12 protein-coding genes are annotated in these 15,988 nt (G+C 60.7%); 6 read left to right on the plus strand and 6 right to left on the minus strand.

Going from position 1 to position 15,988, the window contains the following annotated elements:
• Position 1: 1 nt before the first annotated feature.
• Positions 2-793: a 2-(1,2-epoxy-1,2-dihydrophenyl)acetyl-CoA isomerase PaaG gene (gene paaG / locus GUY40_RS21040; RefSeq protein ID WP_166570841.1), complete on the minus strand. Its 792-nt coding sequence runs from the start codon at positions 791-793 to the stop codon at positions 2-4.
• Between the two features lie 36 nt (positions 794-829).
• On the minus strand, positions 830-1,600 hold the full coding sequence (paaF, locus tag GUY40_RS21045) for a 2,3-dehydroadipyl-CoA hydratase PaaF (RefSeq protein WP_166570842.1): 771 nt from the start codon (positions 1,598-1,600) through the stop codon (positions 830-832).
• Between the two features lie 269 nt (positions 1,601-1,869).
• Between paaF and paaY the strand changes: the two genes are divergently transcribed.
• From paaY to GUY40_RS21075, 6 genes are all read left to right on the plus strand, one after another.
• Positions 1,870-2,469 carry a phenylacetic acid degradation protein PaaY gene (paaY, locus tag GUY40_RS21050; protein WP_166570843.1) on the plus strand — a complete coding sequence of 200 codons (600 nt, stop codon included), beginning with the start codon at positions 1,870-1,872 and terminating at the stop codon, positions 2,467-2,469.
• 59 nt (positions 2,470-2,528) lie between these two features.
• A complete protein-coding gene (paaX, locus tag GUY40_RS21055) occupies positions 2,529-3,452 on the plus strand; it encodes a phenylacetic acid degradation operon negative regulatory protein PaaX (protein ID WP_166570844.1) in 924 nt (307 codons plus the stop codon).
• Positions 3,453-3,755: 303 nt separating this feature from the next.
• On the plus strand, positions 3,756-4,670 hold the full coding sequence (gene feaR, locus GUY40_RS21060; RefSeq protein WP_166570845.1) for a transcriptional regulator FeaR: 915 nt from the start codon (positions 3,756-3,758) through the stop codon (positions 4,668-4,670).
• A gap of 108 nt (positions 4,671-4,778) precedes the next feature.
• Positions 4,779-6,812, plus strand: coding sequence for a hypothetical protein (locus tag GUY40_RS21065; protein WP_166570846.1), 2,034 nt, complete (start codon positions 4,779-4,781; stop codon positions 6,810-6,812).
• A gap of 183 nt (positions 6,813-6,995) precedes the next feature.
• Positions 6,996-9,176: an autotransporter outer membrane beta-barrel domain-containing protein gene (locus GUY40_RS21070; RefSeq protein WP_166570847.1), complete on the plus strand. Its 2,181-nt coding sequence runs from the start codon at positions 6,996-6,998 to the stop codon at positions 9,174-9,176.
• A gap of 130 nt (positions 9,177-9,306) precedes the next feature.
• Positions 9,307-10,785, plus strand: coding sequence for a hypothetical protein (locus GUY40_RS21075; protein ID WP_166570848.1), 1,479 nt, complete (start codon positions 9,307-9,309; stop codon positions 10,783-10,785).
• A 12-nt stretch (positions 10,786-10,797) separates the two neighbouring features.
• Here the strand turns inward: GUY40_RS21075 and GUY40_RS21080 are convergent, their stop codons facing one another.
• From GUY40_RS21080 to GUY40_RS21095, 4 genes are all read right to left on the minus strand, one after another.
• On the minus strand, positions 10,798-11,868 hold the full coding sequence (locus tag GUY40_RS21080; RefSeq protein ID WP_166570849.1) for a fimbrial protein: 1,071 nt from the start codon (positions 11,866-11,868) through the stop codon (positions 10,798-10,800).
• Positions 11,869-11,922: 54 nt separating this feature from the next.
• On the minus strand, positions 11,923-14,436 hold the full coding sequence (locus GUY40_RS21085; protein WP_166570850.1) for a fimbria/pilus outer membrane usher protein: 2,514 nt from the start codon (positions 14,434-14,436) through the stop codon (positions 11,923-11,925).
• Between the two features lie 23 nt (positions 14,437-14,459).
• Positions 14,460-15,212, minus strand: a complete 753-nt coding sequence (locus GUY40_RS21090; protein ID WP_166570851.1) for a molecular chaperone — start codon at positions 15,210-15,212, stop codon at positions 14,460-14,462.
• 91 nt (positions 15,213-15,303) lie between these two features.
• Positions 15,304-15,858, minus strand: coding sequence for a fimbrial protein (locus GUY40_RS21095; protein WP_166570852.1), 555 nt, complete (start codon positions 15,856-15,858; stop codon positions 15,304-15,306).
• Positions 15,859-15,988 lie beyond the last annotated feature (130 nt).

The raw sequence follows: 15,988 nt of genomic DNA on the forward strand, positions 1-15,988 counted from the left end.
ATCAGTGCCCCTTGAAGTTTGGCGTGCGCTTGGCCATGAATGCGCTGACGCCTTCACGGTAGTCGTCGCTGCGCCCGGCCAGCCGTTGCAGGTCTTTTTCCAGCTCCAGCTGTTCATCGAAGCTGTTGTTGAAGCTGGCATTGAGGCTGCGCTTGATCAGGGCCAGGCCATAGGTGGGCTGAGTGGCCAGATGGCGCGCCAGTTTCAGCGCTTCGTCACGCAGTTCGGCATCGTCGACGCAGCGGTAGATCAGCCCCCAGTCGGCGGCCTGCTCGGCGCTCAGGCGGTCGCCCAGCAGGGTCAGGGCCTTGGCGCGGGCCATGCCGACCAGTCGTGGCAGCGTCCAGGTGCCGCCTGAGTCCGGTATCAAACCGATCTTGCAGAAGGCTTGAATGAAGCTGGCCGAACGTGCTGCCAGCACCAGATCACACGCCAGCGGGATGTTCGCCCCGGCGCCTGCCGCCACGCCATTGACCGCGCAGATGACGGGCATTGGCAGGTCGCGCAGCTGGCGGATCAGCGGGTTGTAGAACTTTTCGATGGATTCGCCCAGGTCCGGCGCGTCGCTGCCGGGGGCGACGTTGCGGTCTGCCAGGTCTTGCCCTGCGCAAAAGCCACGGCCTTCACCGGTCAGCAGCAGCACTCGCACCTCGGCGTTCTGGCGCACCTGCTTGAGCGCCTCGCGCACTTCACTGTGCATCTGCGCGTTGAAGCTGTTGAGCTGGTCGGGTCGGTTCAGGCTGAGGGTGGCAACGCCTGCCTCGATGGAAAACAGAATGTGCTCGAAACTCATGGTCGGTGGCTCTCGGTCAATCGAAACGGAATGGGGTCACTTGCCCTGGAACCGGGCGCGGCGTTTTTCCTGAAAGGCTTTGATGCCTTCATTGCGGTCCTCGGTGCCGGCCAGCAGGGTGAAGGCGTGGCGCTCGAAGCGCAGGCCGCTGGCCAGGTCGCTGTCCAGCGCCTTGAGCAGCGCTTCCTTGGCCAGGCGCACCGCTAGCGGTGCCTTGGCGGCAATACTGGCGGCCACTTGCAGGGCGCGCTCAACGGTGAATTCGGCTTGAGTGATTTCACTGACCAGCCCAGCCTGCCGAGCCTGGCGGGCGCTGATCGGCTCGCCCGTCAGCACCATTTGCATCGCCAGCGACTTGCCCACCGCGCGCAGCAGCCGCTGGGTGCCGCCAGCGCCGGGCATGATCCCGAGGTTGATTTCCGGCTGGCCGAACAGGGCATCCTCGCCGGCGATGATGATGTCGGCATGCATGGCCAGCTCGCAGCCGCCTCCCAGCGCATAGCCGTTGACGGCGGCGATCAGCGGTTTGCCAAAGGCGGTGATGGCTTGCCAGTGGGCCAGGCGCGGGTCGTTAAGGATGCCGACCAAGTCACGTTCGGCCATTTCCTTGATGTCGGCGCCCGCCGCGAAGGCCTTGCGGCTGCCGGCGATGACCACGGCGCCAATGGCCGGGTCGGTCTCGATGCGCTCAAGCTCGGCGGCCAGTTCGCCCAGTAATTCGGTGTTCAGGGCATTCAAGGCCTGCGGACGTTGCAAGGTGATCAGGCAGACGGACTGCAGGTATTGCACGGTCAGGGTTTGAGGCATGACGGCTGTCCTCAGGGGTACGCCCGGCGTGGGCGCCGGCTGGAAGGGTTGGATCGGCGCGGGGCCGTTTTGCTGGAGTATACGCATAAAGCGATACAGAACAGCAAGTCAAAAGTTAAATTAACGTGTCCTATTAATGGCGAGATGACACATCGACGATGCTATATGTCAGGGATATCGGTGCTTTCGTGTTTCAAAATGATGTGATACAAGGTTTGTTAAAAAATACATCGCATTGTGGTGTGATGACCGCAGCAAGGGAGAACGCAATGACCTGCTACAGCCTCGACGGCCTGACCCCGGTGGTCGATCCCACCGCCTATGTCCACCCGACAGCGGTGCTGATTGGCGATGTGATCATCGGCCCGCACTGCTACGTGGGGCCGTTGGCAAGCCTGCGCGGTGACTTCGGCCGGATCGTGCTGGAGGAGGGCGCCAACCTGCAGGACACCTGCGTGATGCACGGCTTCCCCGACAGCGACACGGTGGTCGAGCGCAACGGTCATATCGGCCACGGGGCGGTGCTGCATGGCTGCCGGATCGGTGCCGATGCGCTGGTCGGCATGAACGCCGTGGTGATGGACAACGCCCACATCGGCCCGCGCTCGTTTGTGTCCGCCGCGGCCTTCGTCAAGACCGGCTTCAGTTGCCCGGAGCAATCGCTGGTGATGGGGGCCCCGGCGAGCATCAAGCGCACCTTGAGCGATGAAGAGGTGAGCTGGAAGCAGGCCGGCACCCGCGCCTACCAGGACCTGACCCGCCGCTGCCTGAACGATATGCGCGAATGCACACCCCTGGCGGCTGTTGAAGCAGACCGACCACGCATCAGCGACACGGGGCACCGGCCCAAGGCCGCGAACGCCGGTTAATGCGTGCGCCCGCCCCGAGCGGGCGGTATATTTCCTCCTTTTTTCACTGCGGAACGTCCATGTCGTCGCTTACCCCGCTCAATCAGTTGATCACCCGCTTTCAGGAGCAGACGCCGATCCGTGCCAGCTCGCTGATCATCACCCTCTACGGGGATGCCATCGAGCCTCATGGCGGCACGGTGTGGCTGGGCAGCCTGATCCAGTTGCTCGAACCGATGGGCATCAACGAGCGGCTGATCCGCACTTCGATCTTTCGCCTGACCAAGGAAAACTGGCTGACCGCCGAAAAGGTCGGCCGGCGCAGTTATTACAGCCTGACCGGCACCGGCCGGCGGCGTTTCGACAAGGCCTTCAAGCGGGTCTACAGCTCGACCTTGCCGGCCTGGGACGGTTCCTGGACGCTGGCCATGCTCACCCAGTTGCCAGTAGACAAGCGCAAGCCAGTGCGTGAAGAGCTGGAGTGGCAAGGCTTTGGCGCGATCTCCCCGGTGGTGCTGGCCTGCCCGCGTTGCGACCGCAGCGACGTCAACGCCACACTGATCGACCTGGGCGTACAAGAAGACACCCTCCTGTTCGAAACCACCGCCCAGGACGTGCTGGCCTCCAAGGCCCTGCGCATGCAGGTGCGCGAGAGCTGGAACATCGAAGAGCTGGCGGCGCACTACAGCGAATTCATCCAGCTGTTCCGCCCGCTCTGGCAGGCGCTGCGCGAGCAGGACAACCTGGTGCCGCAGGATTGCTTCCTGGCGCGGATCCTGCTGATTCACGAATACCGCAAACTGCTGCTGCGCGACCCGCAGTTGCCGGATGAGTTGCTGCCCGGCGACTGGGAAGGGCGCGCGGCCCGGCAGCTGTGTCGCAATATCTACCGCTTGATCGTTGCCAAGGCCGAGCAGTGGCTGGCCGATGCGATGGAGACGGCGGATGGGCCGTTGCCGGATGTGGGCGAGAATTTCTATCGCAGGTTCGGAGGTCTTAAATAGCCCCAATGCCAGTCAGCTAAGGACCGGAGCACAGACGTCCATGTAGGAGCGGACCTGGCCGCGATGGGCCGCGCAGCGGCCCCATGGGCCTGTGACATCTGCGAATCAGCTTGCGAGTGCCGGCGGTTTCAGAATCGCCGGGGCTGCTGCGCAGCCCATCGCGGCCAAGCCGGGACGCCGGACCGCCGCTCCTACAAGGGTTGCGTCGTTCTATCCCTTAACTGACCGGCATTGGGGCAAGCCCTGCTCCTACCCGTTATCAATACCCATAACAACAGCGATCAATCGCGAGCGAGGCAAGCCATGAGGACCTCCACTTCAACCGCCCGGGATGGCTTTGACCATTGGTTGAACAACATCAACCAGATCTGCGGCGCGTTCGATGCGCAGCCGATGGGCAGCGCCTTCAGCGGCCAGATCGAGGCCTATCACCGCGGCGCCCTCAAGCTCAGTATCGTCGATGCCTGCCAGGCCCGACTCTTTCGCGGCCAGCGCGAACTGGCCGCCAGCGAAGGCGGCAACTACTTCGCGGTGTTCCAGCTTGAAGGCAACGCCGCCATGGCCCAGGGCGACCACCGAGCGCTGCTGGACTGCGGCGACATCACCCTGATCGATGCCGACCAGCCTTGCGATTTCACCTACAGCGAAAACTCCCGCCAGGTATCCCTGATCCTGCCGCACACCCTGGTCGAACAGGCGCTGCGTTTCAACACCGTGCGCTGCGGCGAGCGCATCCCCGGCAACTCGCCGGTGGCCACGCTGGCCAGTCGGCTGGTGCTGGAAACGACCCGTCAACCCGCCCTGAGCCATGCTGAAAGCGAAGCCACCCTGGAGGCCATCGTCAGCCTGTTGCGCCCGGCCATTGGCCGTGCCGAACCTGCCTGCGATCAGCATGAGCGGATGTTTCGCAAGACCCTGGCGTTTATCGACGCGCACATCAAAAGCGACGAACTCTGCCCGGAGTTGCTGGCGCGTGAGGTGGGGGTGTCGGTACGCGGCCTGTACCGGATGTTCTCGAAAAAAGGCCTGGTGGTGGCCCAGTACATCAAGAACCGACGGCTGGATTTCTGTGCCGAATCGCTGCGCCAGCGAGGTGTGGAGCAGAAGCTGTCGGCGCTGGGGTATTCCTGGGGGTTTTCCGATTCGAGCTATTTCTCTACGGCGTTCAGGGCGCGCTTTGGCGTGTCGCCGGGGGAATATCGCAAGCAATTCGCCTGAACCGGTCTTTATACGCCGGCTTCGTGTAAGGCGCTAGCTGTCAGTTCTACGAGTACTTGTAGTAGGAAAAATCGCATTCAATGCCCTCTGGGATGTCCTTCCCGCCGCATGTTTGCGGATGACCCGCTGGCAACTATTCTCGGAGAACTCAAGATGACAGCGTTTGAGCAAGCCAACGCATCGGAACAGCTACGCATTGCCGACCGAAAGGCCAAGGTGTTGCGCGCCAAGGCGCGGGCGATATCGCCCCCGATCATTACCGAAGTGATCACAGGTTATGAATCCACTGGCCTGGTCCCCGTCAGCGCGCTGGGCGCAGACCTGGAGCTGGGGGGTATCCGTTGGGAAAACTGGGCGCCTCACGAAGAGTCCGATACATTAGAGATCGAGTGGAGACTACTGGGCGCCACCGATTGGACGCCTGTTTCCGACCCCGAGTCGATCGACGGTTCGGCAGCAGGCCCGGCGTTCCCATTAACGCGATTTATTCCCCGTTCGGCGTTTGAAGCCTTCAAAGAGCAGAAATTCGAAGTCCGCTTCACCGTGACGGACTTTTTGTTGCAACAATACAATTCAGGCATTGCCAAGCTGCACATCGACAACGCGCCCATTTGGGACGGTTCGGATTTTCCTCCAGCCATCATCCTCCCGCACCCGGTCATTACCGATTCGGTATTAACCGCGGAGCGCGGGGTGATTGTCGAGATTCCAGACTTCGTCGATGAATATAAAACAACAGCGAAAGTGCTGGTTGCCTGGTTGAAAGATATTCCTGACACCATGCCGCCCTCGGGCAATATATTTGAAGTGGTGCCCGTCGATCGCAAAGTCACGATCAGTGCCACTGATATTCAAGCGTTGGGCTCCGGCAAGCACTGTGTGGTTTACATCCTGGTTGATGCCGCTGGCAATCCGAGCGCCATGTCGTATCCGCGGAACATACAAGTTGCCCTGGGGGCGTTGCCCAGCGGCTTTCCTGTGCCGCGGGTGCCGCTGGCACAAGCGGCTGATGGCTATCTGATTGACCGTGCGGATGCGGCTGAGGGCGTTACGGTTGCTATTGATACAATCTCGAATGTCATCGATGCCGACCGTATTCAAGTCGTGTGGGGCAACGTTGAGTTAGAAAAGATTCCCTATCAGGTCCTCAAGCCTTTTCCGATTGTTGTGCCGATCAATTGGGAGCAGCTCAAGGAAGCCTATGATTTTACGGCGGGCGGGTCGCAAACCACCGAGGTCACGTATCGGGTGTTTCGTGGCGAGTACCAGGTCGGTAGCAATCACACTGAAGTGGAAGTCGACCTGGAAATTGTCGGTCCGGAAATTCCAGGCCCTGATCCAGACCCAGGTGCTCCGCATCCCGAGCTTATCCCGGCTGTGTTGACCAGCGATTCCGGTCTACCCAATCAAATTTCCAAGGTCGATATCGGTAAGGCGGCTTCCGTCGAGATCACGCTCCATCCCGATCTGGTGTTGGATTCGGTGGTAACGCTGTTTTACGACAACGTCCCGGTAGGTAACCAAACCATCACGGACCTCAGTGTCAACCTCACCTTCACCGTGCCATGGACAACAATCGACGCACAGGGCTCCAACCCAGCCTTGCTTATTGATTACCGCGTAGCGCCCAAAGATTCTCCCAACCCGTTTAAATCAAAACCTACGCCAGTAGCGGTTGATATTGAACAGATCATTCTGGATGCCGTTGAGTATCCGGATGCATTCACTGGCGGATCAAAGCCGCGCCTGGTGTGCAGTTCCTTGCAAGCGGGCGTTGATGGCAACGGCGTTCCCATCTATGGCATTCGGGTTCGGGTCCCACTCTCCAAATATGTGGTTGTCGGTGCCGAGGTCACCCTTAACTGGGAAGCGACGAAACTCGGTGTTCCTATTGCGGGTACTGAGCTCGAAGAAACGGTTACGGTTCCAGTCGGTTCCGTCGGCCACTTTGACTGGTTCGTCGAATATGAAAAGCACGTAAAGCCGACTTATGGGGGGTCCGCCGACCAGTCCGGCGAAGGCCACGCGACTTACACCATCTCGGTGGGTGGCGATGATCACTCAGCTGCTGATCATAAAATCGATATCACCATGTCGGGCGGTCCCGGGGGCGGCAGTTGCCCTATTCCGCCCGCACCTTAAGGACGATGACCGGGCAGCCTGAAGAGGCCGCCCGGTTGTACCCGGAAAATAGCTGTAGGCGACTCAGAAATTTCCTACATATCGGGTTTGTTGCTTTACGTAACCTGCGCGGCAATCGAGCGCTGTAGGAAGTTACTTACAGCTTTCTCTCGCTCAATCACCGTCAATCAGGGACCCGATCCTATGAAGAGTCACCCCGGATTTTTGTTGCGCCCTCTCTACCAATCACTGCGTTGGGTGCCGGTTGTGCCCTTGTTGATGTTCACCGAGCAAGCCTTGGCATTGAACACGATCAATGGCATCCACGTCTCGATCAACTCGACCACAGCAACGGACGCTTATGCGCTGATCAATGGCGCTACATTGACTGCCGATGGCGCCCAGACCCAGAGCATTGAATCGAATGATTCCACCCTGGTTTTCAATGGATCCACGGCGACGACCGCCAGTGGTGACGGCATCACCCTGCGCAGCAGCCAGGCAACAATCGCCGGCAGCTCGGTGACCAGCACCGGCACAGCACTGATCTTATCCAAAAGCGTCGGTGGGCTCACGGGTGCCAGCGCCGACGTCACGGGCAGCACGCTGACGGGCGGTCGAATCGGTGTATTGGTGGGCAATGGCGATCTGACGGTCAGTGGGAGTCAGATCGTGGCCACTGCCGCCAATGGCATGGGCTTGCGCCTGGCACAAGGCTCGGCGACGGTCAGTGGCAGCCTGATTCAAGGGGGTGAGTATGGCGTTCAGCTGCTCTCCGGTTTCGATAACGGGCAGAACCGCCTTGAGTTGTCGAACAGCCAGGTGCGCGGCGTTACTGGGGCGGCGCTGGTTGTGCAGAACCTCACCTCGCAACCGACCAGCAGTGAGATTCTGGTGTCCAATGGCTCTCAACTGATCAGTGGCAACGGTAATGTGTTGGAGGTGCGCGATCAATCGACGGCGCACATGACCGTCGATGCCAGCGATTTGCTGGGCAACGTGGTCGTCACCGATGGCGCTCGTGCCGATCTGGTCCTGCAAAACAAAGCCACCCTGACCGGACAACTTGAGAACGTCGCCAGCCTTGGCTTGAACAGTGGCGGGGCCTGGCACCTGGTGGGCGACAGCCAGGTGGGCGATTTGAACATGGCTGGCGGCTCGGTCAAGTTCGGTGAGGCGGCGCAGTTCTACACCTTGTCGGTTGCCAACCTCAGCGGTAATGGGACGTTTGTGATGGATGCCGATTTCGCCAAGGGTCAGGTCGATCACCTTGAGGTGACCGGCACGGCAACCGGCAATCACCAGCTGGCGATCAACAGCAGTGGCGCCGATCCGCTGGCCGACACCCAGTTGCACGTTGTTCATGCGGCAGCGGGTGATGCGAACTTTGCCCTGGCCGGCGGGCGTGTGGACCTGGGGACCTGGTCTTATGATCTGCTGCAAAGCGGTAATGACTGGTACCTGGCTTCCAACGGCACGATCAGTCCGGCGGCGGCTTCCGTCATGGCCCTGTTCAACACCGCACCGACTGTCTGGTACGGTGAGTTGACCTCCCTGCGCTCGCGCATGGGGGAGTTGCGTCTGGACGACAAGAAGGCCGGTGGCTGGATTCGTGCCTATGGCAACAAGTACAACGTTTCGGCCTCATCGGGCGTCGGTTACCAGCAAACCCAGAACGGCTTCTCTATCGGGGCCGATGCACCGCTGGGCGAGGGTTGGCTGCTGGGTGTGATGGCCGGCCACAGTCAGTCGGACCTGAGCCTCAAGCACGGGACCTCCGGCGAGGTGAGCAGTAGCTATGTCGGCGGCTACCTGACCTGGATGGATGACGCCAGCGGCTACTTCGCCGACGCGGTGCTGAAACTCAACCACTTCTCCAACAAGGCCGACGTTGCCATGAGTGATGGCCAGCAGGTCAAGGGTGATTACACCAGCCATGCGGTGGGGCTGTCGGGTGAATTCGGGCGACGCATCACGCTTGCGAACGACTACTTTGTCGAGCCATCCGTTCAGCTCTCTGCCGTGCGCATCAGCGGTGAAAGCTACGACCTGGACAATGGCTTGCAGGCCAAGGGTGATAGCAGCCATTCGCTGTTGGGCAAGGTGGGTGCCACGGCCGGTCGCCACTTCGACTTGAGCGAGGGCCGCACGGTCGAACCGTATGTGCGGGCAGCCTGGGTGCACGAGTTCGCGAAAAACAACGAAGTCAACGTCAACAGCAATGTCTTTGACAATGACTTGTCCGGTTCGCGTGCAGAGGTAGGTGTAGGTATTGCGGCATCGCTGGGCAACAACTTCCAGCTGCACAGCGAATTCGATTACAGCCATGGCTCGAAGATCGAGCAGCCGTTTGGCGTGAGTGTCGGTCTGCGTTACCTCTGGTAGACCATTCCCTCGCGTTGTCTACCTGTCAGTTCTGTCAGTAGCGAGCGAGCAGCGGATACGTTTCAATCGTTCTCACCCGCGTCGGTACAAGCCCTGGCTTGTACCGACGCATTTTTCATGTGAGGGAAGGATGATGCCGGTTTCCAAGCTGCAGGCTCTGCACACCTACTTACGATCTCTGCTATCGAACGCCATCAACCGGCTGCTCGGCCGACGCGCATTGTCCACCCTGTTAAAGCCCCCCGAGGTTCCCTCGGCATTGGGGCTGCCGGACGGTGCCACTCAGGTAAACCTCTTGCACCGTTCGGTGTTGGATCAGCCCTTGCGTGTCAACATCCCGCTCTGGGAGAACTCTGCCCCACCTGGCGAGAAAGAGACCGTCACGCTTCGCTGGCGGAACAACACGTCGTTTTCGAAGCCCCTTACCGGGCCCATAAATCAGGCAGATCTGTTCATAGAGATTCCGCCAGAGGAGCTGATCGAAGGGGTTCAGCGGCTCTGGTATGAGGTGACTGAGTGGATCACTGAGCAAGTGTTCCTCTCCGAGGAGATACAAGTCACCATCGACAAGACGCCGCATACGGTGACTGGCGCGGGCCTGGATTTCCCGCCGCAAGTGATCAGTGACGGTGTCACGGATCGTTGGCTGACCGACAATGGCGATCTTGTGGTGCCCGTCAGGCCGTTGTATCAGACCCCGGGTGCGGGTGACACGCTTCGCTGGTTCTGGAGCAACACTGTTTCGGGTCAGGAGCTGGCCGGCGAGAAGGTGCTGTCACTCGCCGATATCACGGCTGGCATCAAGGTGACGTTCACCGAAGACCTGATCCGCAGTCGACCTGAGGGTGATTTCTACGCTCATTTCAAGGTGCTGGACCGCGCGGGTAATGAAAGCGCGGACTCAGCCCGCGTGCCGATCAAGGTCAGTGCCGCCCCCATCGCACGCTTTCTGCCCAGGCCTGACGTGCTCAACGCGCCCGGAGACAGTCTTGACCCTTCGGACTCCACCGGGGGGGCGACGGTGAAAATACCTTCGAATGCCGTGATCTACCCAGATGAAGCGGTTGTTGTGTACTGGGGGGTGCCAGATACCGTGGGTGCCTTCGAGACCGCAGCCCCGAGCTCGTCCGGTGACCGCGAATACCGGATTCCCGCTGCCAATATTGCGCCCTGGATCGGCAAGACTGTGGTGGTGTATTACACCGTCATGGAGAACGGCGTGCCGTTGAAGTCTTTTGAATGCCCCTTGCAGGTGGAGAAATTGTCTGGAATGCGGACCATACAGTTTCTCCCGCTCAGTGGCACCGGCAATCTGCCGTTGAGTCAGATTGCCGAGAATGGATACGCCACGTTCACGCTGCTGCCCTGGCAGTTTATCGCCTTGGATCAGTTTCTGAGGGTCACCCTCGAGGGCGATGTCACCATCAATGTGCTCGATGCAGAGCCGATCACCACCACGACAGGGGTGATTACGGCCGGCCGGGCGAGCAAGGCAGATCTCAGGAGGCTGGGCGTTAACAAGATCTTCAGCATCAAAGCGTGGGTCAGCTTCGACAACAAGGCGACCTGGCAGCCATTTGGCATCGCCAGGCCACGATTGATCGAATGATGCGTTGTTCATTCACTGGTAAGTCAGCGTGAACTTCAAGGCGCCCTTGGCCCACCCCGCCTCGACGCTGTCAGCGATCTGGTAGAGGCGCGCCTTGAAGCCCAGCACCGTTACGCCGTTGTTGATGTTCTGAATGGGCACGTCGTTGTCCAGTGCGACCGGTGTAACCCCGTCGGCTCGCAGCACCTGAATACCGACCCCAGTGGCGTCGGAATCAGTGGTCAGGGTAAATATCCCATCGGCGCGATTGCCGTGGGGCACAGAGCCGAGAATGCCTTCCAGGCGAATGTGCGCGACGGCAATGTCTTCAGCGGCATTGGTTTGGCAATCGCTGAGCGTGATCTTGAAATCGACAGCAGGCGTGGAGGAACCCTGGCCTGTGAAATCGCGGGTGTCGAATGTGCCCAAGCGTACCGGGTTGGCATCAACCGGGCTGCCCGTCACGCCGCACTGCGCCTGATTGATGGTGCCGTTCAGCCGCAGGGTGAAGCCACGGGGCAGGCCTGGAAGTTCCCCGACGACCAATTCATCATCGAGTGAGTGTGGACCGGGTCTCATAGGCCCCGTCTTGACCAGCGTTATCCGGTTCCACACACCGACAATTTCCAGGTGGCCGCCCCATTCAACGGTGGTTTGGGCGGTAAACGGAACGCGCGGTTCAGAGCTTTGCTCATCGATGGGTGCAAAGCCAATGGTTGTTTGACCGTTGAAGGGTCGCCAAAGCTGGACGATCGCGCCGACCCCCTGGATGCTGGTGGGCAGTATCTTGCTGTCACTGAAGGCGCCGCTTGCAAGACCACCACTGCTGAGGATCGGCCCGGTGGGTGACAGCGCACGAAACGTCATTGGAGTACCGAATGGCTTGTTGCAGTTGATTCTGCTGCCTTCAACGGCAGGGGTGGTGACTCTGCCAAACGTCCCCAGCTCGGCGCCAACTCGCGCATCACGGGCCACCCAGACGGTCCCCAGGTTACGGGTCGCGGTGAAGGATGAGCCAGTTGTATAGACACAGTCCGCCGCTGCAGTCTGGTGCAGGAGCGCCACTAGCAGCGTGGCCAGGCAAGGTCGCAAGGATGTTCTCATTCAAGGGTCCTGAGGGAAGAAGGGTGGGCGACAGGCGATACCTGCCATCCAGAGTCAAAGGCAGGTGACGGTCTGCAGGCGGTAACCCTGATCCTCATCCATTGCGGCCGGATCGATGGGCAGTTGGCATTGCTGGTCGCCCCAACGAACCGACAGTGTGTGTGGCGTGCCAGTGGTTGAAAGCATGACTTGGCCACCCTGGCCAATGACCCCCAATACGTGTCCCTGCGCATCAACCACCTGCGCGCCGAATGGCAGGGCCTGACCGCTCGCTGTGCGGGTGGTGAGTACCAGTCGATTGACCTTGCGCGCCGGGAACGTTGTCTTGACCACGGCGCCACGGCGGGGAATGACCTGCTGTGCACCGTTGTCGATTTCGACTTCCGGGCCCAGTTGGTCGGTCTCCAGTTGCACCAGATTGGAACGGTAAGGCTGCAGATACGGCAACAGTGCATAGCCTCGGGCATTGGTTTTGGCGCCCGCCGCATTGGTGATGCCGACTCCGCTGATGTCTGGCACTTCGATCAACGCACTGGTGTCACCCAGGTAAGGGCCCAGCTCCAGGCCGCCTGCATGCAGCAACAGAGCACCACTGGCATTGACGGACAGATTGCGATAGCCATTGCCTTGGGTATAACCGCTTGCGAAGTTACCGACGGGTGTCTGATATCCCAGAGAAACCGCTGCGGTTTGCTGCTGACGGGTATCGCGGCTGAGCGAGGTTTGATAGCTGAGCTGTTGTGAGTCTGCATTTCCGCTCAGGCTCGCGCGCTGGCTGTAGCCCTGGCGGTCGTGATGCACATCAAAGGTGGCACGCGCGGTGCGTGAGCCGAACTCCAGCGGCATTGAAATGCTCAGGCCGATCTGGCGGTCGTTGTCGCGTCGCTCAGTCAAGGATTGCGAGGCAAACAGGTTGTAGCTGACACCTCGGTGGTGGGTACTGGCGTTGAGCTGAAACTGGCGGTGCAGCGTCGGGCTTTGCCAGTAATCCTGATGGGAGTAGGTCAGGCTCAGGGAGAGGTTGTCGAACAGACGCTGGTGGACAGACGCTTCAAGCCGGCTTCGGCGGCTTGCGAGGAAGCGGCTGTCGTGGCTGCGCTGGCGCACGGCCTCGTCGAAATCTCGATAGCCTTCGGTGGAATAGCGATAACCGGCAAAGCGCAGGTTGGTATCGGTCTGGAAGGTCTTGCCATACTTGAGCGCATAGCTCGACCCGCTCACGCTGTCATGGGTGGCGGTGTCGAGGTCGCTCCGGGCCCAGGTCACATCCAGTGCCAGGGCGCCAATTTCCCCCAGATCGCGAGCGGCGCCCAGGGTGCTTGCGCGATAGTAATCGCTGGCCATCAGGCCCCCGTACAACGTCGAATTCCAGCCTATGCCCATGGCCAGTGTGCCTTGCCAGAGCAGCGGCTGGTCGAGTTCGGCGGCCGCATTGTAACGACCTGCCGCCGCGCTGTAACGCCAACTGCCTTCGCGCAACAGGTTGCCCAGTGAGGCATAGGGTTGGATAAAACGCCGGACTTGTCCGTCGGCTTCGGTCAACACCACTTCCAGTTCACCGCTGCCGCCCGCGGTGCTGAGATCGTCAATCACGTACGGGCCGGCACTGACGTAGGTCGAATAAATCGGGTAGCCGTCGCGCAACACTTCGAGTTTGGAGCGGCTTTGGGCAACCCCGCGGATGATCGGGGCGTACCCCTGCTGCGAATCGGGCAGCATGCCCAGGTCCGAGCCGATCACCACCCCCTTGATCGGCACACTGCGCATGATCTCGCTGCCGGTGAAGGTTTCGCCCAGGGTCAGGTTGGCGTGGGTACCGGGCAGGTCGCGCTGAACGTAGGTATAGGCGCGCAACCATTCGCGCTGCCCGTCTTCATTGCGGCGCAGTGATTGACTGCTGCGCAGGCGCCAGGCACCCAGATTGATGCCGCCATTGAGGTACAGGTCTTCGCTGCTGTTGCTGGCGCCATAACGGCTGCTGCCTTGCTGGGCCGAGAGTTGATAATTGACGAACGCGGCGTTGATGCCGTAATCCCATTGTTCGGGGTCGATATAGCCGAGTGCTTCTCGACTGACGGCAATTTGCGGAATGGAGATTGCCAGGTGCAGGCGGGCGGCATCGAAGTCAAAGCGCGCCCCTGGAATCAGCTTGCCCAGGTCGATGCACGGCATTTCCAGCAACAGTGGATCGCCCACTGAACTCAGGCGCACCCCCAGGGTCGCGAGCAATTGCGCTGACAGGCAGGGCCCCAGGACGCCCTGTTCATTGCTGGCAAAGTAGAGCGTGCGCGGGGAGCTCGGTGTGCCATTGACCGAGAGATCGACGCGGTACTCACCCTCGGCCAGGCTCTGGCCCGTGCCAAGCGCGGTCAACGCATGGCTGGCCGCATCGCTGGGCTGATTAGCGTCCTGGTGCAGGAAGCCGCTTTGAAACGTCACGGTCGATTGTGCCTGCGCCGCTGGCAGGTCGACGAGATTGGCAGCGCTGCCAATCGCCAGGCACTGAAGCAGGGGGCGGGCAGACCAGGGGCGGCGACGTGGAGGCAGAGGCGAGTAGGGCGAAGTCATGGTGTCAAAGGTTCCGGACAACGTCAGGGAGCGGCTTGCACTGAGGCGTGAAGTGGCGTGGTGGTGCCGCCGAAGTCATTGATGGTCGAGAACGTCACCTGCAGCCCGGGCGTGTGCTTGACGCCGTCGAATGTCACACGCTGGTGAGTGAACGGCTCGAGCATGGGCGCCTGTTGCAGCTTGTGGGTGCGGCCGTTGTCGCTGACCTCCAGGCGGCTGAAGGTGTAATGGAAGGGCGTGGGATTGTGCACCTGCAGGTGCAGCACGCCGTCTTGCTCATGGGCGGTCCATTGCAGCTCGCCCAGGCGCGCGCTTGGGTGACCTTGCACTTGAGTCGGCCGATAGAAGAACTTGATCCGAGTGCGCAAGGCGATGTTCAAGACGTTGTCCGCCTGGCCATTGGCTTCGGGAATTTCCTGCACATTGAAAAAAAACAGTGACTCGCGATCGGTCGGCAACGCATTGGGCAGCCCGTTGATCTGCACCTGTTGATCCTTGCCCGGATCAAGCCGGAACAACGGAGGGGACGGGATGAAAGGCACGGCGGTGCTGGTGTCATCGGCACTCGTGTTGACCCAGGTTTGCACAGCGAACGGGCGGTCGCTGGGGTTGTTGACGACAATCGAAGCACTGCGTTTGTCGGCGTCGAACACGATACGGGTGGCACTCAGGGTCAGCGCGGCTTGGGCGGGGAGTGCGCTGATCAGCAGGGGCAGGCAAAAGCAGGCGGCAAGCAGCGGCCGCCGGCGGTCTCTTCGCGAGATCAGGCCGGGCATGGCAAAAGTCCTTAAGGGTAAATTCAGCGGATACACAAGGCAGCGAACCGCTCCCAGACAGCCAGGGAAAACTGGCCGGGAGCGGGGGGCGTTATTTGATTGCGACGACGAAGCCGACGTCTGCAGAGGCAATACCGGCCGTCACCGTCTGCGCGGTGGAACGGTAATAGGCATTGAAGCGCAGGTCAGTCTCGCCGCCGGTCACCAGATCATATTCAGCGGACTCCACGCCAGGCTTGAGCGCCGCCCTGTTGTTGTCACGCAACGAGATCGCGACGCCTGTAGCGACGTCCAGGCCAGAGTTGATCGCGAAGTAGTCACCGCTAGTGTCCGCGATGCCGCTGAAGGTCACAGTTGCCGTGCTGCCTGTGGGGATCGTGCAGGAAGAACCGGAACCAGCCTTGACGCGCAGGATGAAGGCCTTGCCATTGTATTCCTGACCGATTCCGGTGAACTGGCTTGCGTTGACGGTGCCCATTTTGACCAGGCTGCCAACCGTGCCATCAGTCGGGTTGACGATTTCAATCGCGCAGGTGCCGCTGGTAATGCGGCCTTCGAAGTTAATGGTGCCGGTGTTGGCGAAAGCCGAAGTGCCGGCCAGGCTGGCAGCCAGGCCGAGGGAAAGAGCGAGAAGCGATTTTTTCACGACGCAAAGTCCTTGTTTGCAAGCGCCACACAGGTGTTGCACGCGAGACGGGTGGCGGGGGTGCGGTGGGTTAGGGGAGTGGAGCGGTGTCTCGGTGGGGCGGGAGTTTAGGGAGGGGGTGGGGCGTGGG

The sequence above is a fragment of the Pseudomonas sp. R5(2019) genome, assembly GCF_009905435.1.
In the GTDB taxonomy this organism is placed as follows: Bacteria; Pseudomonadota; Gammaproteobacteria; order Pseudomonadales; family Pseudomonadaceae; genus Aquipseudomonas.

Excerpts from the sequence above, each read along its gene's own strand:
- GUY40_RS21085 (WP_166570850.1), bottom strand. The coding sequence starts at position 14,436 with ATGACTTCGCCCTACTCGCCTCTGCCTCCACGTCGCCGCCCCTGGTCT.
- paaG (WP_166570841.1), bottom strand. The coding sequence starts at position 793 with ATGAGTTTCGAGCACATTCTGTTTTCCATCGAGGCAGGCGTTGCCACC.
- paaF (WP_166570842.1), bottom strand. The coding sequence starts at position 1,600 with ATGCCTCAAACCCTGACCGTGCAATACCTGCAGTCCGTCTGCCTGATC.
- GUY40_RS21070 (WP_166570847.1), top strand. The coding sequence starts at position 6,996 with ATGAAGAGTCACCCCGGATTTTTGTTGCGCCCTCTCTACCAATCACTG.
- GUY40_RS21075 (WP_166570848.1), top strand. The coding sequence starts at position 9,307 with ATGATGCCGGTTTCCAAGCTGCAGGCTCTGCACACCTACTTACGATCT.
- feaR (WP_166570845.1), top strand. The coding sequence starts at position 3,756 with ATGAGGACCTCCACTTCAACCGCCCGGGATGGCTTTGACCATTGGTTG.
- paaY (WP_166570843.1), top strand. The coding sequence starts at position 1,870 with ATGACCTGCTACAGCCTCGACGGCCTGACCCCGGTGGTCGATCCCACC.
- paaX (WP_166570844.1), top strand. The coding sequence starts at position 2,529 with ATGTCGTCGCTTACCCCGCTCAATCAGTTGATCACCCGCTTTCAGGAG.
- GUY40_RS21080 (WP_166570849.1), bottom strand. The coding sequence starts at position 11,868 with ATGAGAACATCCTTGCGACCTTGCCTGGCCACGCTGCTAGTGGCGCTC.
- GUY40_RS21065 (WP_166570846.1), top strand. The coding sequence starts at position 4,779 with ATGTTTGCGGATGACCCGCTGGCAACTATTCTCGGAGAACTCAAGATG.
- GUY40_RS21090 (WP_166570851.1), bottom strand. The coding sequence starts at position 15,212 with ATGCCCGGCCTGATCTCGCGAAGAGACCGCCGGCGGCCGCTGCTTGCC.